This window comes from Erwinia sp. 009765445 (genome assembly GCF_058137865.1).
On sequence record NZ_JBYUWC010000001.1, the window covers coordinates 79,717 to 101,792 of the forward strand.

At 51.7% G+C, this 22,076-nt stretch carries 18 protein-coding genes and 1 tRNA gene; 6 read left to right on the plus strand and 13 right to left on the minus strand.

The genetic code is table 11. The features are described from left to right. Positions 1 to 39: 39 nt before the first annotated feature. The 3 genes from oppA to AC3Y5R_RS00350 all read right to left on the minus strand — a co-directional run bounded on the left by oppA (position 40) and on the right by AC3Y5R_RS00350 (position 4,734). Positions 40 to 1,671, minus strand: a complete 1,632-nt coding sequence (oppA, locus tag AC3Y5R_RS00340; RefSeq protein WP_489919653.1) for an oligopeptide ABC transporter substrate-binding protein OppA — start codon at positions 1,669 to 1,671, stop codon at positions 40 to 42. 164 nt (positions 1,672 to 1,835) lie between these two features. Further along, entirely contained in the window at positions 1,836 to 3,473 is a 1,638-nt protein-coding gene (locus tag AC3Y5R_RS00345; RefSeq protein ID WP_489919654.1) for an ABC transporter substrate-binding protein, read from the minus strand. Positions 3,474 to 4,086: 613 nt separating this feature from the next. Beyond that, a complete protein-coding gene (locus tag AC3Y5R_RS00350) occupies positions 4,087 to 4,734 on the minus strand; it encodes a YchE family NAAT transporter (RefSeq protein WP_489919655.1) in 648 nt (215 codons plus the stop codon). A 490-nt stretch (positions 4,735 to 5,224) separates the two neighbouring features. Between AC3Y5R_RS00350 and adhE the strand changes: the two genes are divergently transcribed. Beyond that, on the plus strand, positions 5,225 to 7,900 hold the full coding sequence (adhE, locus tag AC3Y5R_RS00355) for a bifunctional acetaldehyde-CoA/alcohol dehydrogenase (RefSeq protein ID WP_489919656.1): 2,676 nt from the start codon (positions 5,225 to 5,227) through the stop codon (positions 7,898 to 7,900). 137 nt (positions 7,901 to 8,037) lie between these two features. On the opposite strand, the gene tdk is transcribed toward adhE, so the two are convergent. Continuing rightward, positions 8,038 to 8,655 carry a thymidine kinase gene (gene tdk, locus AC3Y5R_RS00360; protein WP_489919657.1) on the minus strand — a complete coding sequence of 206 codons (618 nt, stop codon included), beginning with the start codon at positions 8,653 to 8,655 and terminating at the stop codon, positions 8,038 to 8,040. A gap of 438 nt (positions 8,656 to 9,093) precedes the next feature. On the opposite strand from tdk, the gene hns reads away from it, so the two are divergent. Next, positions 9,094 to 9,501 (plus strand): histone-like nucleoid-structuring protein H-NS, encoded by a 408-nt coding sequence (gene hns, locus AC3Y5R_RS00365; RefSeq protein WP_158784922.1) that lies wholly within the window; start codon positions 9,094 to 9,096, stop codon positions 9,499 to 9,501. A gap of 140 nt (positions 9,502 to 9,641) precedes the next feature. Here the strand turns inward: hns and AC3Y5R_RS00370 are convergent, their stop codons facing one another. The 5 genes from AC3Y5R_RS00370 to rssA all read right to left on the minus strand — a co-directional run bounded on the left by AC3Y5R_RS00370 (position 9,642) and on the right by rssA (position 15,152). Continuing rightward, on the minus strand, positions 9,642 to 10,649 hold the full coding sequence (locus tag AC3Y5R_RS00370) for an NAD-dependent epimerase (protein ID WP_489919658.1): 1,008 nt from the start codon (positions 10,647 to 10,649) through the stop codon (positions 9,642 to 9,644). Positions 10,650 to 10,663: 14 nt separating this feature from the next. After that, entirely contained in the window at positions 10,664 to 12,004 is a 1,341-nt protein-coding gene (locus AC3Y5R_RS00375; protein ID WP_489919659.1) for a UDP-glucose dehydrogenase family protein, read from the minus strand. 26 nt (positions 12,005 to 12,030) lie between these two features. Continuing rightward, the gene (galU, locus tag AC3Y5R_RS00380; RefSeq protein WP_489919660.1) at positions 12,031 to 12,939 is read right to left on the minus strand and encodes a UTP--glucose-1-phosphate uridylyltransferase GalU; all 909 of its coding nucleotides are present in this window, start codon (positions 12,937 to 12,939) and stop codon (positions 12,031 to 12,033) included. A 196-nt stretch (positions 12,940 to 13,135) separates the two neighbouring features. Further along, positions 13,136 to 14,149, minus strand: coding sequence for a two-component system response regulator RssB (gene rssB / locus AC3Y5R_RS00385; RefSeq protein WP_489919661.1), 1,014 nt, complete (start codon positions 14,147 to 14,149; stop codon positions 13,136 to 13,138). Between the two features lie 79 nt (positions 14,150 to 14,228). Continuing rightward, positions 14,229 to 15,152, minus strand: coding sequence for a patatin-like phospholipase RssA (gene rssA / locus AC3Y5R_RS00390; protein ID WP_489919662.1), 924 nt, complete (start codon positions 15,150 to 15,152; stop codon positions 14,229 to 14,231). A 98-nt stretch (positions 15,153 to 15,250) separates the two neighbouring features. Here rssA and AC3Y5R_RS00395 point away from each other — a divergent pair, with 98 nt between their 5' ends. The 4 genes from AC3Y5R_RS00395 (at position 15,251) to xthA (ending at position 17,835) form a co-directional block, all read left to right on the plus strand. Continuing rightward, entirely contained in the window at positions 15,251 to 15,706 is a 456-nt protein-coding gene (locus tag AC3Y5R_RS00395; RefSeq protein WP_489919663.1) for a YchJ family protein, read from the plus strand. A 51-nt stretch (positions 15,707 to 15,757) separates the two neighbouring features. Further along, entirely contained in the window at positions 15,758 to 16,606 is an 849-nt protein-coding gene (gene purU, locus AC3Y5R_RS00400; protein ID WP_489919664.1) for a formyltetrahydrofolate deformylase, read from the plus strand. A 176-nt stretch (positions 16,607 to 16,782) separates the two neighbouring features. Next, positions 16,783 to 16,867: transfer RNA gene (locus AC3Y5R_RS00405), tRNA-Tyr, on the plus strand. Positions 16,868 to 17,028: 161 nt separating this feature from the next. Then, positions 17,029 to 17,835, plus strand: coding sequence for an exodeoxyribonuclease III (gene xthA, locus AC3Y5R_RS00410; protein WP_489919665.1), 807 nt, complete (start codon positions 17,029 to 17,031; stop codon positions 17,833 to 17,835). Positions 17,836 to 17,875: 40 nt separating this feature from the next. On the opposite strand, the gene AC3Y5R_RS00415 is transcribed toward xthA, so the two are convergent. The 4 genes from AC3Y5R_RS00415 to AC3Y5R_RS00430 all read right to left on the minus strand — a co-directional run bounded on the left by AC3Y5R_RS00415 (position 17,876) and on the right by AC3Y5R_RS00430 (position 21,907). Next, a complete protein-coding gene (locus AC3Y5R_RS00415; protein WP_489919915.1) occupies positions 17,876 to 18,232 on the minus strand; it encodes a DUF1496 domain-containing protein in 357 nt (118 codons plus the stop codon). Continuing rightward, entirely contained in the window at positions 18,232 to 20,151 is a 1,920-nt protein-coding gene (locus tag AC3Y5R_RS00420; RefSeq protein ID WP_489919666.1) for a DNA topoisomerase III, read from the minus strand. The genes AC3Y5R_RS00415 and AC3Y5R_RS00420 overlap by 1 nt, the downstream gene beginning before the upstream one ends. 16 nt (positions 20,152 to 20,167) lie before the next feature. Continuing rightward, the gene (selD, locus tag AC3Y5R_RS00425) at positions 20,168 to 21,214 is read right to left on the minus strand and encodes a selenide, water dikinase SelD (protein ID WP_489919667.1); all 1,047 of its coding nucleotides are present in this window, start codon (positions 21,212 to 21,214) and stop codon (positions 20,168 to 20,170) included. A 141-nt stretch (positions 21,215 to 21,355) separates the two neighbouring features. After that, positions 21,356 to 21,907, minus strand: a complete 552-nt coding sequence (locus AC3Y5R_RS00430; protein WP_489919668.1) for an NAD(P)H nitroreductase — start codon at positions 21,905 to 21,907, stop codon at positions 21,356 to 21,358. Positions 21,908 to 22,076 lie beyond the last annotated feature (169 nt).

The window sequence follows — 22,076 nt, forward strand, 5'->3', positions numbered from 1 at the left end:
CACGCTGAGGGAAGGTCGCCCTTCCCCCCATTTTTGCCATTAATGTTTGATGATATACAGATTTTTGTCATACACGTTGTCGAGGGCGTCTTTACCGGTGTAGCCACCAACGTAGGTTTTCACCAGGCGGGCGTTCACGTAGTAATAGACAGGCACGATAACCGAGTCTTTATCCAGAACCTGCTCAGCTTTTGCGTACAGCTGGCTACGGGCTTTCTCATCACTGGCCTGAGCCGCATCCGCCATCACCTTATCGAACTCTGCCGATTTATAGTGAGAAGTGTTGTTGCTGCTGTTAGAGAGCATAGTATTCAGGAACGAGGTTGGCTCGTTATAGTCCGCACACCAGGCTGCGCGGGAAACATCGAAGTTACCCTGATGACGGGTATCCAGGAAAGTTTTCCACTCCTGGTTGTTCAGCTTGATGTTCACGCCGAGGTTTTTCTTCCAGATTGAAGAGGCCGCAATCGCCAGCTTTTTATGCAGGTCGGAAGTGTTGTACAGCAGTTCGAAGGTCAGCGGTTTGTCCGCCGTGTAACCTGCTTCGGCCAGCAGTTTTTTCGCTTCTTCGTTACGTTTATCCTGTGACCAGTTGAACCACTCAGGTTTGATCAGCTCGGCACCGTCGGTAGCTGGCGGTGTGTAGCTCCAGGCAGGCAGCTGCCCCTGAGCCAGCACTTTGTTGACCATGATGTCACGGTCCAGGCCCAGCTTCAGCGCGGCACGGACGCGAGGATCGGTGAATGGCGCTTTTTGGTTGTTGATTTCGTAGTAATAAGTACACAGGTACGGGTCAACATGCAGCTCTTTCGGGTTATCGCGCTGCAGCTTTTTAAACAGCTCGATTGGCATGTTGTTGTAAGTCATGTCGCTGCCGTCGTTACTGAAGTAGCGGTTAACATCGCTCACTTCAGAAGAAATTGGCAGGAAGGTCACTTTATCCAGCTTGGTGTTGGCGTTGTCCCAGTAATCCGGGTTACGCACCAGCACGATACGCTCGTTAATCACGTGGGTCTGCAGTTTAAAGGCCCCGTTGCCCACCCAGTTTTCCGGCTGGGTCCACTTCTCGCCGAATTTATCGATCGCTGGCTTGTAAACCGGAGACATGGACGGGTGGATCAGCAGTTTGTAGAAGTAAGGCACGGATTCACTCAGGGTCACCTGCAAAGTGTGAGCATCCAGTGCTTTCACGCCGAGTGTATCAGCTGTTTTTTTACCGGCGATGATGTCGTCAATATTTTCCAGATGACCATATTGCAGATAGCTGGCGTAAGGGGAGGCCGTTTTCGGGTCAGCCAGACGCTGCCAGCTATACACGAAGTCCTGAGCAGTGACAGGCTCGCCGTTGGACCATTTAGCCGTGTTACGCAGGTGGAAGGTCCAGACTTTGCCGTCTTTGTTTTCCCAGCTTTCAGCCACGCCCGGGACCGGGTGGCCCTGAGTATCACTGATCACCAGTCCTTCCAGCAGATCACGACTGACGTTGGATTCCGGCACGCCTTCAATTTTGTGCGGGTCAAGTGACTGAACTTCGTCGCCGTTGCCTTTAACCAGTTCCTGTTTAGGTGCCAGCTCAACGCCAGCCGGAACCGTTGCCGCCACGGCCATATTGCCTGCAAGTGCAGTCAGAACGCCCAGTGCAATCAGGCTTTTTTTCGTGATGTTGGTCATAGTGATCCTACTCCAGTTTTTATCATTGCCAATGTGCTCAAAACCATCAGCGACCCCCGTTAACCGGGTAATCTTCCCGGAGCGCCGGAACGACGACGCTCAGAGTCGTTTTTGCTTTACCCTTTACTATCAATTCTATACGGGCGGCAAAATCCCACCCGCTCTTAATGCTTGATGATGTAGTAATACCGGAGGTTGGTCAGATCCTGCGGATCTTTGCCGGTGAATCCGCCAACCGACGGCTTGATCAGACGTGCGCTGACCCGGTAATACACCGGGACAATCGCCGAATCATTATCCAACTGCTGCTCTGCCTGCTGATAGAGTTCTGCCCGCTGCTGGTCGTTGGCAACCGTGAGCGTTTTTGCCATCAGCGCATCAAATGCTTTGCTGCTGTAAAAAGCGGTATTGCTGGAAGAGTTGCTCACCATGATGTTGAGGAAAGTGGAAGGCTCGTTATAGTCAGAGCACCATGTCGCACGCGCCACGTCAAAATTGCCCTGATGACGGGTATCCAGCATGGTTTTCCACTCCTGGTTGTTTAACGCCACGTTGGCACCCAGGTTCTTTTTCCACATTGAGGCGGCGGCAATCGCCTGCTTCTGATTCACGTCGGAAGTGTTGTACAGCAGGCTGAAGCTCAGCGGCTTCTCTGCGCTGTATCCGGCTTCGGCCAGTAATTTCTTCGCCTGCTCGTTACGTTGTTGCTGCGTCAGCTTCATCCACTCAGGCTGCTGCAGCTTTGCACCATTGATAAATGGTGGCGTGAAGGTACCCGCCGGGATCTGCCCCTGGGCCATAATTTTTTCGGCAATTATGTTGCGGTCGAGCGTTAATTTCACCGCCGTACGCACGCGCGGATCGTTAAACGGCGGGCGTTTGTTATTCAGCTCATAATAGAAAGTACAAAGCAGCGGGCTGACGTGAACCTGAGTTCCCAATGTTTTTTTCAGCGTCGGGAACTGTTCAGGCGGCAGCGTGCTACCGGAGATGTCAATTTCACCGCTGCGATAACGATTCACGTCGGTAGAAGCAGAGGTAATCGGCAGGAAGGTGCCGGTATCAATCACGGTGTTGCCGTTATCCCAGTAAAGCGGATTGCGCTTAACCACGATCTTCTCGTTAATCACCCAGTCACTGAGCGTATACGCACCGTTGCCAACGTAGTGGCCCGGCATCGTCCATTTTTCACCCCACTTCTCCAGCACATTGCGGTTAACAGGCATCAGTGAGGTATGGGCTGCCAGCGCGAGAAGATAAGGCACCGGCTCGCTCAGCGTGACCTGCAGATGATGGTCATCCAGAGCTTTAACGCCCAGCGTATCCGGAGATTTTTTGCCCGCCAGAACATCGTCAATGTTGGTGAGATGCGCATACTGCAGATAACTGGCATAAGGAGAAGCCGTTTTGGGATCGGCCAGTCGCTGCCAGCTGTAAACGAAATCACTGGCGGTTACCGGATCACCATTGCTCCACTTCGCCTCTTTTCTGAGTGTGAACGTCCAGACTTTGCCCTGCTCGTTGCTCCAGCTTTCCGCCACGCCCGGCACCACCTGCCCGATATTGTCTGTAGTGACCAGCCCTTCCAGCAAATTGAGGATAATATCGCTCTCAGGCACCCCTTCAATCTTCTGAGGATCGAGAGAAGAGACTTCGCCGCTATTATTAATCACTATGGACTGCTTCGGAGCCAGTGTGATACCCGCAGGTACCGTCGCGGCGTAAGAGGCGCTGGCATAAATAGCCAGGTTAACAACAATGGCCAGGTTGAGGCGCTGGCGGGCAAACGGAATACATTTCATTAAGGGCGATTAACCTGTGTTCTTGAACCTGTCCCGGTCCGGAAAAAGCCAAACGTAGTTGCACATCCGATGCCAATTTTTACAAACGCTACCGAAAACTAGCAGAACGCCGTTTTCTAAGCCAAAGCAAAATGACGGAAATGTTAAGTAATTCTCTTTTATCATGAGAATTTTCGCAGGAGAAGTGTTATTTAATGTTGAGAAATAAGGATTAAGCCAATGAAAAACATCAACTAAATTCAAATAAGATACTTATTCATTCAGGGCAAACAGGGATTTTGTTCACAAATTGAACGAGTTACTGCCGTTAAACTGCATTTCGGACTGATATCCCGCACCAGATGCATTTGTCAGCAAAATAACCTACCCGCATGGTATCTGACAGGCATTAAAGACTGTGATGAAATTAACATTCAAGGAATAATTTCTGCGGTAGCAGGGATTTGCAGTAATTACATTAATAACAGCGAGGCGCTGTTAAGCAACACGAATAATTGCACCATTATCAATCGCAAAACACGCATATCGCACTATTATGGTGCCTCATTTTGCAGCAAACAGAAAAAAAGCGCAGATTATGCGCTTTAATATCGACTTTCCAGTGACTGATATTTCAGTTAACCAGCCCCGGGAAAAGGGCTTTCACGCCGGTGACCACAAATTCAATTCCCAGCGCCATCAGCAGCAAGCCCATGATACGGGTGATCACGTTAATCCCGGTCTGCCCTAACACCCTTACCATCAGGGGGGCCGCACGGAATAACAGCCAGCAGCAGAAGGCAAAAAGCGCAATCGCCAGGCTGAAGCCGATCAGGTTCTGCCAGCTGTGGTAGCGGGTGCTCCAGACAATAGTCGAGCTGATTGCACCCGGACCCGCCATCAGTGGCAACGCAAGAGGCACCACACCAATGCTCTCTCTGATCGCCGTTTCTGACTTTTCCTGTTTGTTCTGCTTATCTTCCCCCAGCTTGCCGCTGATCATCGACATAGCGATGGTCACCACCAGAATCCCCCCGGCGATGCGGAATGAATCAATTGAGATCCCAAAGAATTGCAGAATAATGTCGCCCAGAAACAGCGAGGTCCACAGGATTATCGCTACCGACAGGTTGGCGGTCATGTTGGTTTTATTTCGCGCAGCTGGCACCTGGTAGCTGGTCATACTGATAAAAACCGGAATGATGCCGAACGGGTTGACCAGGGCAAAGAGCCCGACGAAAAATTTGATATAGACCGATAAGTCGAAAAGTGCCGGGTTCACGCTGAGCTCCTGCAAGGACTAATTAACGTGGCTAATTTAATGTAAAATCATCTCGCTTACCATGGCAAAAAGAAGATATTTTCGCCTGTTTTATCACCAGTTATCCGGTCATAAAAACTGCATTTCCGGATTTTATTAGCACTACACCCCTTCAGTATTACTGGCAGAATAATTTCATTCACCTGCCAGGCTGTGAAGTGGCGCACAACCTGAAGCTGAAAGGAGTCAGCTTGGAGCAAACTTGACTCAGATCAAAATTAAACTACTCCATTGTGAGTAAGATTTATTCCAACACACGGACCTGTTGAGTACTGCACATCTCCCCGGACAGGGAGTAATGCGAAGACTCTTTCAGTAAACCTGTAGAACTTATTCCAGATAATTCAAGTAAAGTCACACTGCCTTAACAGCACATTAACCGCCCGTGGCTATACTCGTTAGTTCTGACTTGTTTACTAATAGAGTTTAAACTTCCATCAGGAGATGCATTATGGCCGTTACTAATGTTGCTGAACTTAACGCACTGGTTGAACGTGTTAAAAAAGCACAGCGCGAATATGCCAATTTCACTCAAGAACAAGTAGATAAGATCTTCCGCGCCGCCGCTCTGGCAGCCGCTGATGCCCGCATCCCGCTGGCAAAAATGGCGGTAGCAGAATCCGGAATGGGGATAGTTGAAGATAAAGTCATCAAAAACCATTTCGCATCCGAATACATCTACAACGCCTACAAAGACGAAAAAACCTGCGGTATCCTCAGCACTGATGAGACTTTCGGTACCATCACCATTGCCGAGCCTACCGGCCTGATCTGCGGTATCGTTCCTACCACCAACCCAACCTCTACGGCTATTTTTAAAGCGCTGATCAGTCTGAAAACCCGTAACGGGATTATTTTCTCTCCACATCCACGTGCCAAAGACGCGACCAACAAAGCGGCAGATATCGTGCTGCAGGCTGCGATTGCCGCAGGCGCACCGAAAGACATTATTGGCTGGATTGATGTGCCTTCCGTTGAGCTGTCTAATCAGCTAATGCACCACCCTGATATCAACCTGATCCTCGCTACTGGCGGCCCGGGCATGGTGAAAGCCGCATACAGCTCTGGTAAACCAGCCATTGGTGTGGGCGCGGGTAATACCCCGGTTGTGATTGATGAAACCGCCGATATCAAACGTGCTGTGGCTTCGATCCTGATGTCCAAAACCTTCGATAACGGCGTTATCTGTGCTTCAGAGCAGTCAGTTATCGTGGTGGATTCCGTGTATGAAGCAGTCCGTGAGCGCTTCGCCAGCCACGGTGGCTACCTGCTGCAGGGCAAAGACCTGAAAGCGGTTCAGGATGTGATCCTGAAAAATGGCGCGCTGAATGCGGCCATCGTAGGCCAGCCAGCGGTGAAAATTGCTGAGATCGCCGGTATCACCGTACCAGCCAGCACCAAAATTCTGATTGGTGAAGTGAAACTGGTCGACGAAACTGAACCTTTCGCTCACGAAAAACTCTCCCCTACTCTGGCGATGTACCGCGCGAAAGATTTCGAAGATGCCGTCAGCAAAGCCGAAAAACTGGTTGCGATGGGCGGTATCGGTCACACCTCCTGCCTGTACACCGACCAGGATAATGAGCGCGAACGTGTGAACTTCTTTGGCGACAAAATGAAGACTGCACGTATCCTGATCAACACCCCGGCTTCTCAGGGTGGTATCGGCGACCTGTATAACTTTAAACTGGCGCCGTCACTGACGCTGGGCTGTGGTTCCTGGGGTGGTAACTCCATTTCTGAAAACGTCGGACCTAAACATCTGATCAACAAGAAAACCGTGGCTAAGCGAGCAGAGAATATGTTGTGGCACAAACTTCCTAAGTCCATCTACTTCCGCCGTGGTTCATTGCCAATCGCCATGGAAGAAGTGGCTACCGATGGTGCCAAACGCGCCTTCATTGTTACCGACCGTTTCCTGTTCAATAACGGTTATGCTGACCAGATTGTTGCCGTACTGAAATCACACGGCATCGAAACTGAAGTGTTCTTCGAAGTGGAAGCTGACCCAACGCTGAGCATCGTGCGGAAAGGCGCTGAACAGATGAACTCCTTCAAGCCCGATGTGATTATCGCTCTGGGCGGTGGTTCCCCAATGGATGCAGCTAAAATCATGTGGGTAATGTACGAGCATCCGGAAACCGCATTCGAAGAGCTGGCGCTGCGCTTTATGGACATCCGTAAACGTATCTACAAGTTCCCGAAAATGGGCGTGAAGGCTAAAATGATCGCCATCACCACGACTTCCGGTACCGGCTCTGAAGTTACGCCATTTGCGGTAGTGACCGATGATGCCACCGGCCAGAAATACCCACTGGCTGACTACGCTCTGACTCCGGATATGGCCATCGTCGATGCCAACCTGGTGATGAACATGCCTAAGTCGCTGTGTGCCTTTGGTGGCCTGGATGCGGTGACTCATGCGCTGGAAGCTTACGTCTCCGTGCTGGCGAATGAATACTCTGACGGTCAGGCGCTGCAGGCTCTGAAACTGCTGCAGGAAAATCTGCCAGCCAGCTATAACGAAGGGGCGAAAAACCCGGTTGCCCGTGAGCGTGTGCACAATGCCGCCACCATCGCTGGTATCGCCTTCGCTAACGCCTTCCTGGGTGTCTGTCACTCCATGGCCCACAAACTGGGTTCAGAGTTCCATATCCCACACGGTCTGGCGAATGCCCTGCTGATCAGTAACGTCATCCGCTACAACGCCAATGACAACCCGACCAAGCAGACAGCATTCAGCCAGTACGACCGCCCACAGGCACGTCGCCGCTACGCTGAGATTGCAGATCACCTCCGCCTGAGCGCACCTGGTGACCGTACCGCGCAGAAAATTGAGAAACTGTTGCTGTGGCTGGAAGGAATGAAAGCCGAGCTGGGTATTCCTAAATCAATCCGGGAAGCTGGCGTGCAGGAAGCTGACTTCCTGGCGAAGGTTGATAAGCTGGCTGAAGATGCCTTCGATGACCAGTGTACCGGTGCTAACCCGCGTTACCCACTGATTGCCGAACTGAAACAAATCATGCTCGATACCTTCTACGGTCGCGAATATGCCGAACCGTTCGCCAACATGGCGGAAGCGGCAGTTGCTCAACCGGTTGATGCTAAGAAAAAAGTTAAAAAGTAAAAGTAGTTTAAAAAAAACCCGCCATCCGGCGGGTTTTTTATTTGTCTGACCCGTAAGAAAAACTAATCAACCACTGAAATAAAAACCCGGTTAACAATACCGGGCGAATGAATAATTCAGACCGACTATTTTAGTGCTTATTTAATGCCGTGTTCGCCATGTACTGCCCTCAGGCATCCCTGCTCGATAGCCACTTTGTAATGCTTACGGCACACCGAGACATAACGCTCATTACCGCCAATAACAACCTGCTCACCCTCTTTGAAAGGAGCACCGTTTTCATCCAGTCTTAATACCATCCCGGCTTTTCTGCCGCAGTGGCAAACTGTTTTTAATTCAACAAGCTTATCTGACCAGGCAAGCAAATACTGGCTTCCGCCAAATAATTCCCCGCGAAAGTCTGTACGCAGCCCATAACACAGTACAGGTATATCGAGATTATCCACCACGTCTGATAGCGCTTTTACCTGGTCTCGGGTCAGAAACTGGCATTCATCAACCAGCACGCAGTGAACCGGTTCCATCTGATTCTCGGCATTAATTTCAGCAAAAAGTGCTGTCTCGTTATTAAACAGTTTTGCCGGAGATGAAAGGCCAATACGTGAACTAACCTTACCGGAACCGAAGCGGTTATCGATCTCCGCAGTATAGACCAGCGTACGCATGCCGCGCTCCTGGTAGTTATACGAAGACTGCAGTAAAGCGGTAGATTTTCCCGCGTTCATCGCGGAATAATAGAAATAAAGCTGAGCCATCAGGCCTCACTCCGGGTAAAAAAAGGGTAACAGGATGGCATGAATTGTACCACAGCCCTGCGCCAGCGGGAGACCTTAATGAAGCCCGCAAAAGGCATTTAACGATTAAAAAAAACAGAAATAACCCTGCTAATATTCGCAGAATTTTCTTAAGGTTAGCAAGATAACCCCGGTAAAATGCTTTATTTCTGCCCGTTAATTATTTTGCTGAACAAATGAGTCGCCGACAGATTTTATCTGCAACCGGACAGGGGAATGAACAACGTTGTTATTCAGAGAATGTTAATTTCCCGTCATGTTAATAGTCATTCTGCTAAATCAAATGGTTTTGTTATTCTGAATTACTTACAAAATTAACTATTGCAGTTCGTATTGCCGCACTCTATTATTATCAGGCAGAACATTCCCCCACCCATTATAATTTTTGAGATCAGGAACATGAGCGAAGCACTTAAAATTTTGAACAACATCCGTACCCTGCGCGCGCAGGCACGAGAATGTTCTCTGGAAACTCTGGAAGAGATGCTGGAGAAACTGGAAGTTGTGGTTAACGAGCGCCGCGACGAAGAGAGCCACGCTCAGGCTGAAATCGAAGAGCGTACCCGCAAGCTGCAGCAGTATCGTGATATGCTGATTGCTGACGGTATCGATCCAAATGAATTGCTGTCCACTCTGGCAGCGGCTAAAGCACCGGGTAAAGCAAAACGCGCTGCCCGTCCTGCCAAATATAGCTACGTTGATGAAAATGGCGAAAGCCGCACCTGGACAGGCCAAGGACGCACTCCTGCCGTGATTAAAAAAGCAATTGAAGAACAAGGCAAGAAGCTGGAAGATTTCATGCTGTAATGCTGGCAACCGATGCTGTCAGAAGACCCCATCCCTGAGATGGGGTTTTTTATTTGGCCCCCCACCAATTTCCTGGCCCTTTTTTAAAGCAAAAAAAGGAAGCCGCAGCTTCCTGTTTTTTTTATTTTTACCGCACGGTTTTAAACCTGATAGTAAGAACGATACCAGTTAACGAACAGCTGGATCCCTTCTTCCACACCGGTCTGGGGTTTAAATCCAATAGCGTTATATAAAGCAGTAGTATCCGCACTGGTTTCCAGCACATCGCCTGGCTGCATCGGCATCATATTTTTGTTAGCAGAAAGGCCTAATGCCTTCTCAAGCGCTTCGATATAAGCCATCAGCGTAACCGGATTACTGTTACCGATATTATAAACCCGGTACGGAGCAGAACTGCTGGCAGGGCTGCCCTCTTCTACTGTCCACTCAGCATCCGGCGACGGAATGACATCCTGTAGCCTGACTATGGCTTCCGCTATATCGTCGATATAGGTGAAGTCTCGTCGCATCTGGCCATTGTTATAAACATCAATCTGTTCACCCGCCAACATTGCACGGGTGAATTTAAACAGAGCCATATCCGGCCTTCCCCATGGCCCGTACACGGTGAAAAAGCGCAGTCCGGTAGTCGGGATACCATAGAGATGTGAATAAGTATGAGACATCAGCTCATTGGCTTTTTTGGTCGCGGCATACAGCGAGACCGGATGATCAACAGCATCATCAGTAGAGAAAGGTAATTTGCGGTTAAGACCGTAAACGGAACTTGAAGACGCATAGAGCAGATGGCCCACTTTATTGTGGCGGCACCCTTCAAGTACGTTCAGATGACCAATCAGGTTAGCATCAGCATAGGCTAACGGATTATCCAGCGAATAGCGGACACCAGCCTGAGCACCCAGATGGATAACGCGGTCAAAGCCCTGCTCACCAAAGAGTGAGGCCATGCCTTCTCTGTCAGCAAGATCGAGCTGGATAAAGGAAAATGCAGAATGAGGCTTGAGTAATTCAAGACGGGCAAGCTTCAGCTTTACGTCGTAGTAATCGTTCAGGTTGTCGATTCCGACAACCTGGTGACCGGCGCTGAGCAGGCGTTCCGCAACGTGGAAACCTATAAATCCTGCCGCACCGGTAACCAGATATTTCATACTGCCCTCATTAATTATGCAACTTGAATAGAAGCACCGCGGCCGATTGCATAATAAACAAAACCGCGTTTGCTGACTCTTTCTGGATCATACAGGTTACGACCATCAAAAATCACGGGTTCTTTCAGAGCATTTTTAATGACGTCGAAATCCGGCGCGCGGAAATTCTGCCATTCAGTACAGATAACCAGGCCATCAGCACCCTGCAGAGCGGCTTCTTTGGTTCCCATCAGCTTCAGATCGCTGCGATGTCCATAGATGCGCTGAGCTTCGTCCATCGCTTCCGGATCGAAAGCCTGCACGCTGGCACCGGCCTGCCACAGTGACTCCATCAGCACGCGGCTGGAAGCTTCACGCATATCATCGGTGTTTGGCTTGAATGACAGGCCCCACAGCGCAAAGGTTTTGCCCTGCAGATCGTCGCCAAAGTGACGTTTGATAAAGGCGGGCAGCTTGGTCTTCTGAGAGTCGTTAACGTCCTCAACAGCCTGCAGCAGGCGTGGCTTATAGCCAATCTGCTCGGCTGTACGGATCAACGCCTGCACGTCTTTCGGGAAGCATGAACCACCGTAGCCGCAGCCAGGGTAGATGAACGAGTAACCGATACGGGAATCAGAACCGATACCCTGACGAACTTTCTCGACATCCGCTCCCAGACGTTCAGCCAGGTTGGAAATCTCATTCATAAAGCTGATTTTAGTTGCCAGCATGCAGTTAGCGGCATATTTGGTCAGCTCAGCACTGCGGATATCCATCAGGATCATACGATCGTGATTACGGTTAAACGGCTCGTAAAGTTCACGCAGAAGTTCAACAACGTCATCATTGTCGGTACCCACAACAATACGCTCAGGACGCATGCAGTCAGCAACGGCTGCACCTTCCTTGAGGAATTCCGGATTTGAGACCACGTCAAAGGCAATCTCAACACCACGTGCTTTCAGCGTTTCAGTCATCACGGCGCGAACGCGGTCCGCAGTGCCGACAGGAACGGTTGATTTGTCGATAACGACTTTATGATCGTTCATGTGCTGTGCAATCGTGCGGGCCACTGCAGTAACGTATTTCAGGTCAGCAGACCCGTCTTCGTCCGGTGGCGTACCCACAGCGATAAACTGCATGATACCGTGATTCACACCCTCTTCCGCGTTGGTGGAAAACTTGAGGCGACCCGCCTCATAGTTTTGCATCACCAGAGGCGTCAGACCCGGTTCAAAAATAGGAATGATCCCTTTCTTCAGATTCTCGACTTTCTTTTCGTCGACATCGATGCAAAGAACGTCATGTCCGACTTCGGCCAGAACCGCAGCCTGAACCAGACCAACATAGCCGATACCAAATACGGTGACTTTCATTGAATTGTCCCGGTTAGAAATTAAATTTACTTTTTATTACCAACAGTGCTTTCCAGCCACTCTTTAAAGTCGCTGCCCAGCGTATTGTGCCGCACGCCATACTCGACGAAAGCCTGCATATAACCCAGTTTGTTACCGCAGTCGTGGCTCACGCCTTTCAGGTGGTAAGCTTCAACGGTTTCTTTATCCATCAGCATCGCGATGGAGTCTGTCAGCTGGATCTCATCGCCTGCGCCCGGAGGAGTCTTGGCCAGCAGTGGCCAGATGTCTGCAGACAGAACGTAGCGACCCACAACCGCAAGGTTGGATGGTGCTTTGTCTGCTTTAGGTTTCTCTACCACGCCCACCATCGGCGCGCTCTGACCTGCGGACAGTTCAGCGCCCTGGCAGTCAACCACACCGTAAGCGGTTACATCGGCAACGGGCTCAACCATAATCTGGCTGTGACCGGTTTCATCAAAGCGACGCATCATGTCGGCAAGGTTATCCTTCGCCAGGTTTGATTCGTACTCATCAATGATTACGTCTGGCAGAATGACCGCGACTGGCTCATTACCCACAACCGGGTAAGCACACATCACCGCATGGCCCAGACCTTTTGCCAGACCCTGACGAACCTGCATAATGGTGACGTGAGGTGGACAGATAGACTGGATCTCTTCCAGCAGCTGACGCTTAACACGTTTTTCCAGCATCGCTTCCAGCTCAAAACTGGTGTCGAAGTGGTTTTCAATCGAGTTTTTAGATGAGTGCGTGACCAGCACAATCTCAGTGATCCCTGCTGCGATGCACTCGTTAACGACATACTGAATTAACGGCTTATCAACCAGCGGCAACATCTCTTTTGGAATCGCTTTGGTTGCAGGCAACATACGCGTTCCCAAACCTGCTACCGGGATAACCGCTTTTTTTACTTTGGACTTATAGGCAGACATCTAAGTACCTCTCTTTATAGGCCGTTCAAGTTATTACTTGATATGTCGAGTTAAAAAACGAATTGAGTATACCAGTGGAACCCTGACGGATTTATCCTGGATAAACCATTTCAGCGCAAATTAAGACTATTACCTAAGTGTAAAGCTTATCTCTGGCCCTGTCTGCGGGGCTCAGCGATAAAATAATGCGGGTTGGTCAATCTGTGGACAACATCAGGCGCAGCCTGCCGCCAGCGCCCCATACCTGACACTGCCAGGCGTCACATCTCTGACTTATTTGGTTGAGATGTGTATTGCCTAAAGTACCAAGGGGCACGCCATTGCTGAGTTGTATTTGGTTTGTATTAATATTGAGCGTGGCATTCAGCCCTGCAGAAACGAGGATCAGATTTTTTAACCCCTGGTGATAGTAACCCACCAATAAAGGGAACTGTCCTTTCAGATTTGCCTGACGTAAAAGCAGGTTAACCTGTTTTAACAATCTATTTAATTCCGGCAGGCGTTGCGCCTGACCCGACAATTGATCCTGTAACAGCCCGTTGAATAATGCGCGTAATAACAAGGCTGCCAGGACGCCATTATCTCCTGCCCTTGTGACATCCAGACAATAAAACGCCAGATCTTTTTCCGACAAGGCAGCCACATCAAGAACCAGTCCTGGCTGTTCAGCCATGGTTAACTGGCGATAATTGATCCGGCAATTGGCAATGGTCTGCTGCACAGGAGGCTGAAGTTGTTTGAGCAATTTGGCCGCCGCCTGCGGGTCACGCACCAGCGCATCCCAGTCCTGAAACAGCTGTTCATCTTCTTCCACTTTAGAGGTAAACATGGAGGGATAAAGACATTCGTAAACCGCCTGGCGCAGACGTCCAAGATCTTTCAGCGGTTTAAGCAGCACATCCTGCACTCCAAGGCGCAGCACGTGAGCGATATCAGACATATTTTCCGTGGCGGAGATCACCAGTACGGGGACGGGATTGCCATTACTGCGCAGATGCTCAACCAGCCTGATACCATCCATACGCGGCATCGCCAGGTCACAGATAACCAAATCATGTGCCTGATGCTTCATTTTTTCGAGGGCGTTAAGTCCGTCATCTGCCAGCGTAATGACAGCACCGAGTGCAGACAGATAATTATCCAGCAGAGAGCGGAAAACGACTTCGTCTTCAACGATCAGGATCTGTTTTCCACTTAATGGCTTCTCCATTATCCCCCCTTATACACCGGTAAAGACAATAGTGGCTCATAATCCACAATCGCGCCTCCCTGATTTGCCCGAAGTACGATCATTTCGCACCCGGCAATTCATGTTGACGGACTAACGGCAGCAGCTCATCCATTTTCTTCTCCACGGCGAGTTTTCCTGCCTCTATCGCTTCTTCCGCACGATGGAAATCCAGCGTAGAAATCTGCGGGCAGAAAGGTTGGATCAGCACATCCGGAGGATCGCCCGCCATACGGTTGCGCTTGACGCGGTTCTCTAGTACCTGAATAGAAGTGGACATGATTTCCATCGCGGCCGGCGTCTGGTTAACTTTGCGCTGGGCGACTCTGGCCAGGCTTTGGCGCAATCTGCCGCCCCAGCTGGTTGAGGCTGCGGTGGTTTGGTCTTCCACCGACTGTGGCGTGATGGATAATAAGTCCTGCTGCATTAAGTGTGCATCGTGCTGAAGATCCACCGCGATGACAATGTCAGCGCCGAGCGCGCGGGTTAACGAGATAGGCACAGGGTTGACTACCGCGCCGTCCACCAGCCAGTAGCCGTTCCAGGCGACCGGAGCCAGCAGCCCCGGCATACTGCACGACGCTCGCACAGCCTGATGCAGATCGCCTTCGGTCAGCCAGAGTTCACGGCCGGTACTCAGGTTGGTGGTGACCGCGCCGAACGGCATGGCACACTGCTCAATATGATCGTTTTTCACCAGGCGGCGCACATGATTGAAAACACGTTCACCTCGCAGCAGGCCACCGCGACGCCAGGAGAAGTCCATCAGGCGGATAACGTCCCAGTAGCTGAAGGAGCGAACCCAGGTTTCCAGTCGCGGCAGGCGGTCGCTGGCATAGGCAGCGCCGACTAATGCTCCAACGGAACATCCGGCCACCACGTCTACCTTAATCCCGGCCCTTTCCAGCGCGTTGATCACGCCTATATGGGCCCATCCCTTGGCCGCTCCGGAACCCAGTGCCAGCCCTATTTTAACCTGTCTCATTCACCCTCTGGTACCCGTTTGACTTACAAATGGCATCATTAACGCCGCTCAGTTAACATGATGCCCAAACCCGCATTAAAACCCTATCTGGAGTTAACGTGTCAGACCCTTGCCCCTGCTGTAGCGGATCGGAGTATAGCTTATGTTGCCAACCCTGGCTGGACGGTGTGGCTTTCCCCCCTACACCGGAGGCGCTGATGCGCTCCCGCTATACCGCTTACGCCCGTCAGGATGCCGGTTACCTGATTGACACCTGGCATCCATCCTGCGAAGCAGAACGTTTTCGTACCAGCCTTGAGCAGAGCTTTGCCGTTACGAAGTGGCTTAGTTTACATATAATTACCACAGAAGTACCGGGAGATAACTCTGAAGGTTTTGTGACCTTCTGTGCTCGTTTCTCTGAAAATCAGCAGGAAAGTTTTATTCATGAACGTTCCCGCTTTCTTCGACTGGAGCAACGCTGGTACTATATCGACGGAACATACCCTGACACAGGGCGAAATGACCGGTGCCCGTGCGGTTCCGGCAAAAAATTCAAAAAATGTTGCGGGTAGCCAACTGCCCCTCATCTGACCCCAAGTTGCTACGACAGGATTACCATCGCAATGCAAGCGCAAACACTGCAACGAAAAGTTTTACGGACCATTTGCCCGGACGCAAAAGGCCTGATCGCCAAGATCACCAATATTTGCTACAAGCACGAGCTTAACATTGTGCAGAACAATGAGTTTGTCGATCACCGCACCGGTCGCTTCTTTATGCGTACCGAGCTGGAAGGGATCTTCAACGATGGCACGCTGCTGGCCGATCTTGACAGCGCGCTGCCAGCCGGGTCTTTCCGCGAGCTGAACCCGGCCGGACGCCGCCGTATTGTGATCCTGGTGACCAAAGAAGCGCACTGCCTGGGCGATTTGCTGATGAAGAGCACCTATGGCGGGTTGGACGTAGAGATCGCGGCTGTTATTGGTAACCATGAAACGCTGCGCACGCTGGTAGAACGCTTTGATATCCCGTTTATTCTGGTCAGCCATGAAGGCTTAACCCGCGAAGAGCACGATAACAATATGGCTGCGGAAATCGACCGTTACCAGCCTGATTATGTGGTTCTGGCCAAGTATATGCGCGTTTTAACGCCTGCTTTCGTGCAGCGTTATCCTAACCAGATCATCAATATCCACCACTCATTCCTGCCAGCCTTTATCGGTGCGCGCCCTTATCACCAGGCATACGAGCGCGGAGTGAAGATCATCGGCGCAACCGCTCACTACGTGAATGATAATCTGGATGAAGGTCCAATCATCATGCAGGACGTGATCCATGTGGATCATACCTACACAGCTGAAGATATGATGCGCGCCGGTCGCGACGTCGAGAAAAACGCGCTGAGCCGTGCCCTTTACCAGGTGCTGGCGCAGCGCGTATTTGTTTACGGCAACCGCACCATCATCCTTTAACCTGGTGAAAGACTGCTGTTTTGTCTGACAAAACAGCAGTCCGGGCAAAAAAACGGCAAACGAAACAATTTCTTTGCTGACGGGCTTTACAGCCACATTTCATCTGATATGATGCGCCCCACTTAAGCAACCAGCAGCAAGGCCAGCAGGTTGTGTACAGCAAACGTTTTACCCCTGGTGGGGTTCCCGAGCGGCCAAAGGGAGCAGACTGTAAATCTGCCGTCATCGACTTCGAAGGTTCGAATCCTTCCCCCACCACCATCTCAGACGTCCCCATACCTAAATCCTTTGCACGTTCCATCATGTTCCCTCACAAAAACACAGTCAGCCACCAACATTAAACACCCGCTTCCCTCACTTTCAGTTCATCCCCACATCTGCTACCATTCCACTCACTTTTTCCTCCCGATACGGCCGCCGAAATGAAATTTGTTTCTTTTAATATCAATGGGCTGCGCGCCCGTCCTCATCAACTGGAAGCCATCATCGACCAGCATCAGCCAGACGTCATTGGCCTGCAGGAAACCAAAGTTCACGATGACATGTTCCCGCTGGCAGACGTGGCTAAACTGGGTTACCACGTGTTTTATCATGGCCAGAAAGGCCATTATGGTGTGGCGCTGCTGACTAAAGAACAACCGATAATGGTCCGCCGTGGCTTCCCCGGTGATGAAGAGGGCGCACAGCGTCGCCTGATCATGGCTGATATCCCCAGCCCGATGGGCAACATCACGGTGATCAATGGCTACTTTCCCCAGGGCGAAAGCCGTGACCATGCCACAAAATTTCCGGCTAAAGAGAAATTCTATCGCGACCTGCAAAACTATCTTGAGCAGGAGCAGAACGCTGAAAACCCGGTGTTGATCATGGGTGATATGAATATCAGCTCGACCGATCTGGATATCGGCATTGGCGAAGAGAACCGTAAGCGCTGGCTGCGTACCGGCAAATGTTCATTCCTGCCAGAAGAGCGTGAGTGGATGGTTCGCCTGATGAACTGGGGTCTGGTGGATACCTGGCGCGCAGAGAACGCAGAAGTGAATGACCGTTTCTCGTGGTTCGATTACCGTTCAAAAGGCTTTGATGATAACCGCGGGCTGCGTATCGACCTGGTGCTGGCCAGCAAGCCACTGGCAGAGCGCTGTGTGGCAACCGGCATCGATTATGATATCCGCAGCATGGAGAAGCCATCTGACCACGCGCCAATCTGGGCGCAGTTCAGCTTCTGACCATGAAGAATTCCCCCGGTGCATAGCCGGGGGGCCTGAGTTACCTGATGGTTTTCCAGATCAGATTATTCGTGCCGAAAGATTTTTCATCACGCGCACACTGCAGCAGCATCCCTTCCATTTTCACTACAGAACCTTCCGTGTAGCTCCGGTTCTCATAAGTGCAGCAGGTCTGGCAAGGTGGCTGGTTGTTATTCTGCCTCTGCGTCCAGACTTCAGGCGGCATATCCACCATAACATCCGCATCAGGGCCGCTGCTGGTAGTGGTGTTACCGCGATAGCCAGTGCCGCTCTCATAGCTGCTACCGTGACCGGTACTCAGCCTCTGTTCAGCCGCCAGCAGAGGCTGACTGCAAAGCAGCAGACCCGCCAGCATCATCACACCCGTTCTTTTCATCATTCAGTTTCCTTTGCTTTTGCCGTTTTACGCCTGGGCTTTTTGTTCTCCGCCTCAGGGGCTGGCAACCCACGAAACGCATGGGCAGCAGGCTGCTGTCGTGCCTGAAAAATCAGATTATGCAGCGTCTCCACCAGCGGCTGCATAAACCCCTGATAGCTGCACTGCTTCTCACTGATTTTGGTCAGCGTGGACTCCCAGTGGGCGGTCATATCCGGTCGCGCGGCCATTTCCGGCAGCGAGTGGATTAGCGCCCGCCCGGCGGGACTGGAATGAATATAGCGCCCTTTCTTGAATAAGAACGAGCGTTTGAACAGCAATTCAATGATCCCGGCGCGCGTGGCCTCTGTTCCTAAACCATCGGTCGCACGCAGCACTTTCTTTAGATCTTTATCCTGCACAAAGCGGGCAATCCCGGTCATTGCTGACAGCAGGGTGGCATCGGTAAACGGACGCGGTGGCTGCGTTTGCTTCTCCACCACTTCTCCCCGCTCGCACAGCAGCTCATCCCCTTTCGCCACCACCGGCAGCGGCGTGCCGTCATTTTCCTCATCACGTTCTTTGCTGCCCAGCAGTGCGCGCCAGCCAGCTTCGGCGAGAAAACGGGCTTTGGCAACGAATTTACCGCCCGCGATATCCAGCTCGATAACGCATTTACGATAAACCGCATCCGGGCAGAACTGCATCAGATACTGAGTCGCCACCAGCCGGTAAATGTTATTTTCATTTTCGGTCAGTCTGATTTGATTGCTGCGCGCTGTCGGGATGATCGCATGGTGAGCATCGACCTTTTTATCATCCCAGCAGCGGTTTTTCCGGTCGGTATCAAAATCCGCTGGCGGCGTAATATCAGGTTGATGGGCATTGATGGCGTTTAAAACGGCATGCCGCCCGGCAAAATGTTCGTCCGGCAGATAGCGGCTGTCCGAACGTGGATAGGTAATCAGCTTATGGGTTTCATAGAGTTTCTGACAGGTATCAAGCACCGTCTGCGCGCTGAGGCCAAAACGTTTAGCCGCTTCGATTTGCAGGCTCGACAGCGAGAACGGCAGCGGCGCGGTGTCATTTTCGCGCTTATCGTTATAGCTGGTGACGAAAGCAGGCTGCCCGCCAATACGGGCCACCACATGGTCCGCCAGCGGGCGATGCAACAAGCGCCCTTCTTCATCCTGGTAAGGCTCACAGGAATCACTGGGCTGCCAGAGGGCAACAAAACGCTCCTCTTTCGGTGTGACAATATGCGCCTTCACTTCAAAAAAGTCTTTCGGGATGAAATTCTCAATCTCTTCATCACGACGGACCACCAGCCCGAGCACCGGCGTCTGCACTCTTCCAACCGAAAGCAAGCCATCATAGCCAGCGTTACGACCAAGCAGAGTATATGCGCGGGTCATGTTGATGCCGTAGAGCCAGTCAGCACGAGCCCTGGCCAGCGCCGAGACACACAAAGGAATAAACTCGCGATTCTCTCGCAGTCGCTCCACCGCGCGCTCAACGGCGGAAGGGTTGAGGTCGTTAATCAGGCAGCGTTGCACCTTTTCGCGCTTCTCCGGCGGCAACGCCAGATAATCCAGCACTTCATCCACCAGCAGTTGCCCTTCCCGATCCGGGTCACCGGCGTGGATCACTTCGCTGGCCTGCTCCAGCAGCCCTTTAATCACGTTGAGCTGCTTTGCCACTGACGGGCGCGGTTGCAGCTGCCACTTCTCCGGAACGATCGGCAGATCGGCCAAAGACCAGCGGGCAAAACGGCTGTTATAGCTGTCCGGCTGGGCCTGCTCAAGCAGGTGTCCCACACACCAGGTCACCATATGATCGCTGCCGCAGGCTATAAAGCCATCACCCCGGCGATGAGGTTTCGGTAAAACATCCGCAATAGCGCGGGCGAGGCTTGGTTTTTCGGCAATGAACAAACGCATCCGGCAGTGACTTCCTTCAGGAAACTATTTCAATTAAAGCATGCCCTTCGCGGGCTGGCAGCAGTTCCCCAATCGCGTTCAGGGTGATCCCCATCGCGCTGGCACTGTCGGTGACCGTGGCTTCAGCCTCAGGGGTCACGGCCAGCAGCAGACCGCCTGAGGTTTGTGGATCGCACAGCAGCTTACGCTGTTCATCACTCATTGCGCCAATTAAATGACCATAGCTGGCAAAATTGCGCTCCGTGCCGCCCGGAACACAGCCCTGAGCGATGTATTCATCCACACCTGCCAGTCGCGGAACCTGGCTGAACCAGACATCAGCCTGCACGCCAGAGCCCTGGCAAATTTCGCTCAGGTGGCCCAGCAGGCCAAAGCCGGTTACATCGGTCATCGCCGTCACACCGGCGATCTCAGAGAAAGCAGCACCGGCGCTATTCAGCTGGCACATCACCGTGGTCGCCAGCCCCTGATGTTCTGGTTTCAGCCTGGATTTTTTCTCTGCGGTGGTCAGCACGCCAATCCCCAGAGGTTTGGTCAGGAAGAGTTTGCAACCGACCTGTGCCGAACTGTTCTTTTTCACTTTCTGCGGATCGATAATGCCGGTAACCGCCAGCCCGAAAATCGGTTCTGGCGCATCAATAGAATGGCCGCCAGCGAGTGAAATCCCGGCATCGCGGCACACGCTGCGCCCGCCCTCGATTACCTTTCGCGCAACTTCAGGCGCCAGTTTATCAACAGGCCAGCCCAGAATAGCAATCGCCATGATCGGTTTCCCGCCCATGGCATAGATATCACTGATAGCATTAGTGGCCGCGATTCGGCCAAAATCAAAGGGATCGTCGACTATCGGCATAAAGAAGTCGGTAGTGCTGACAATCGCGGTGCCATTGCCCAGATCGTAGACTGCGGCATCATCAAGTGTTTCATTTCCGACCAGCAGCTTTGGGTCGTGCAGCAGCGCATGATCGCTGTGCAGGATTTTTTCCAGCACGCCAGGGGAAATTTTACAGCCGCAACCGGCTCCGTGACTGTATTGTGTCAGGCGAATAGCATCATTGTTCATGGGCAACATCCCTCAAAGTTTACCGGCGTTATGGTAACGTTTTCGACAGTCAGAGGTAAGGCTCTGACCTGTCGTTCGCTCAATATCCCGACAAATTGCAGGGCCGCTCACAACCTTGCCTGTAATGGGGGCGTTTGTCTTTCAGAAATAACTGACAAACGGTGCCGTGTCCGGAGGGATAATGGTGGTGGAAGATTTCAGCTCCGGGGTTCCCAGATAGAGGAAACCAACGATGGCATCCTGCTCGCGACAGTTAAAAGCTTTACGCACCGCTTCATGCCCGGTCCATGCGCCACTGCGCCAGATGCCGTTGAAGCCCTGAGCGACTGCCGCCATCTGCATCGCCATTACCGCACAGCCAGCAGAAACGACCTGCTCCCAGCGCGGAACTTTGTGATGCTCTTCGCAATGCGCCACCACGGTAATGATCATCGGCGCGCGAAAAGGCGACTGTTTTGCTTTGTCGATGGCCTTCTCATCCATGCTGTCATTTCGTGCTGCGGTTTCCAGCAGATCGCTGAAACGCTCGCGGCCCTGATTTTCGACAATAATAAACCGCCATGGCTGTAGCGTTCCATGGTCCGGTGCACGCATACCAGCGCGAAGAATGTTTTCCAACGCCTCGCCTGCCGGTGCTGGTTCACTCAACCGTGATGCTGAACGACGGTTAACCACTAAATCAAGTGCATCCATAACTGACTCCTGATAATGATTTTCATTTAGCTGAAACTAGCACAGGATGATGATTTGTTACAGCATCGCGCTTTTTCCTGCTGACAATTTCGCCCCTGCTATTTAGGATGTGACCAACACCACCCTGTTTGCGCCGTTTTACTTTTCAACTGGCGGACGCAGCGGGCTT

Bases quoted from the DNA above. Each gene is read 5' to 3' on its own strand.
- AC3Y5R_RS00415 (WP_489919915.1), bottom strand. From the start codon at position 18,232: ATGAAAAGAACGGGTGTGATGATGCTGGCGGGTCTGCTGCTTTGCAGT.
- AC3Y5R_RS00370 (WP_489919658.1), bottom strand. From the start codon at position 10,649: ATGAAATATCTGGTTACCGGTGCGGCAGGATTTATAGGTTTCCACGTT.
- adhE (WP_489919656.1), top strand. From the start codon at position 5,225: ATGGCCGTTACTAATGTTGCTGAACTTAACGCACTGGTTGAACGTGTT.
- hns (WP_158784922.1), top strand. From the start codon at position 9,094: ATGAGCGAAGCACTTAAAATTTTGAACAACATCCGTACCCTGCGCGCG.
- oppA (WP_489919653.1), bottom strand. From the start codon at position 1,671: ATGACCAACATCACGAAAAAAAGCCTGATTGCACTGGGCGTTCTGACT.
- AC3Y5R_RS00430 (WP_489919668.1), bottom strand. From the start codon at position 21,907: ATGGATGCACTTGATTTAGTGGTTAACCGTCGTTCAGCATCACGGTTG.
- AC3Y5R_RS00420 (WP_489919666.1), bottom strand. From the start codon at position 20,151: ATGCGTTTGTTCATTGCCGAAAAACCAAGCCTCGCCCGCGCTATTGCG.
- tdk (WP_489919657.1), bottom strand. From the start codon at position 8,655: ATGGCTCAGCTTTATTTCTATTATTCCGCGATGAACGCGGGAAAATCT.
- AC3Y5R_RS00345 (WP_489919654.1), bottom strand. From the start codon at position 3,473: ATGAAATGTATTCCGTTTGCCCGCCAGCGCCTCAACCTGGCCATTGTT.
- selD (WP_489919667.1), bottom strand. From the start codon at position 21,214: ATGAACAATGATGCTATTCGCCTGACACAATACAGTCACGGAGCCGGT.
- xthA (WP_489919665.1), top strand. From the start codon at position 17,029: ATGAAATTTGTTTCTTTTAATATCAATGGGCTGCGCGCCCGTCCTCAT.
- AC3Y5R_RS00375 (WP_489919659.1), bottom strand. From the start codon at position 12,004: ATGAAAGTCACCGTATTTGGTATCGGCTATGTTGGTCTGGTTCAGGCT.
- rssA (WP_489919662.1), bottom strand. From the start codon at position 15,152: ATGAGACAGGTTAAAATAGGGCTGGCACTGGGTTCCGGAGCGGCCAAG.
- rssB (WP_489919661.1), bottom strand. From the start codon at position 14,149: ATGGAGAAGCCATTAAGTGGAAAACAGATCCTGATCGTTGAAGACGAA.
- purU (WP_489919664.1), top strand. From the start codon at position 15,758: ATGCAAGCGCAAACACTGCAACGAAAAGTTTTACGGACCATTTGCCCG.
- galU (WP_489919660.1), bottom strand. From the start codon at position 12,939: ATGTCTGCCTATAAGTCCAAAGTAAAAAAAGCGGTTATCCCGGTAGCA.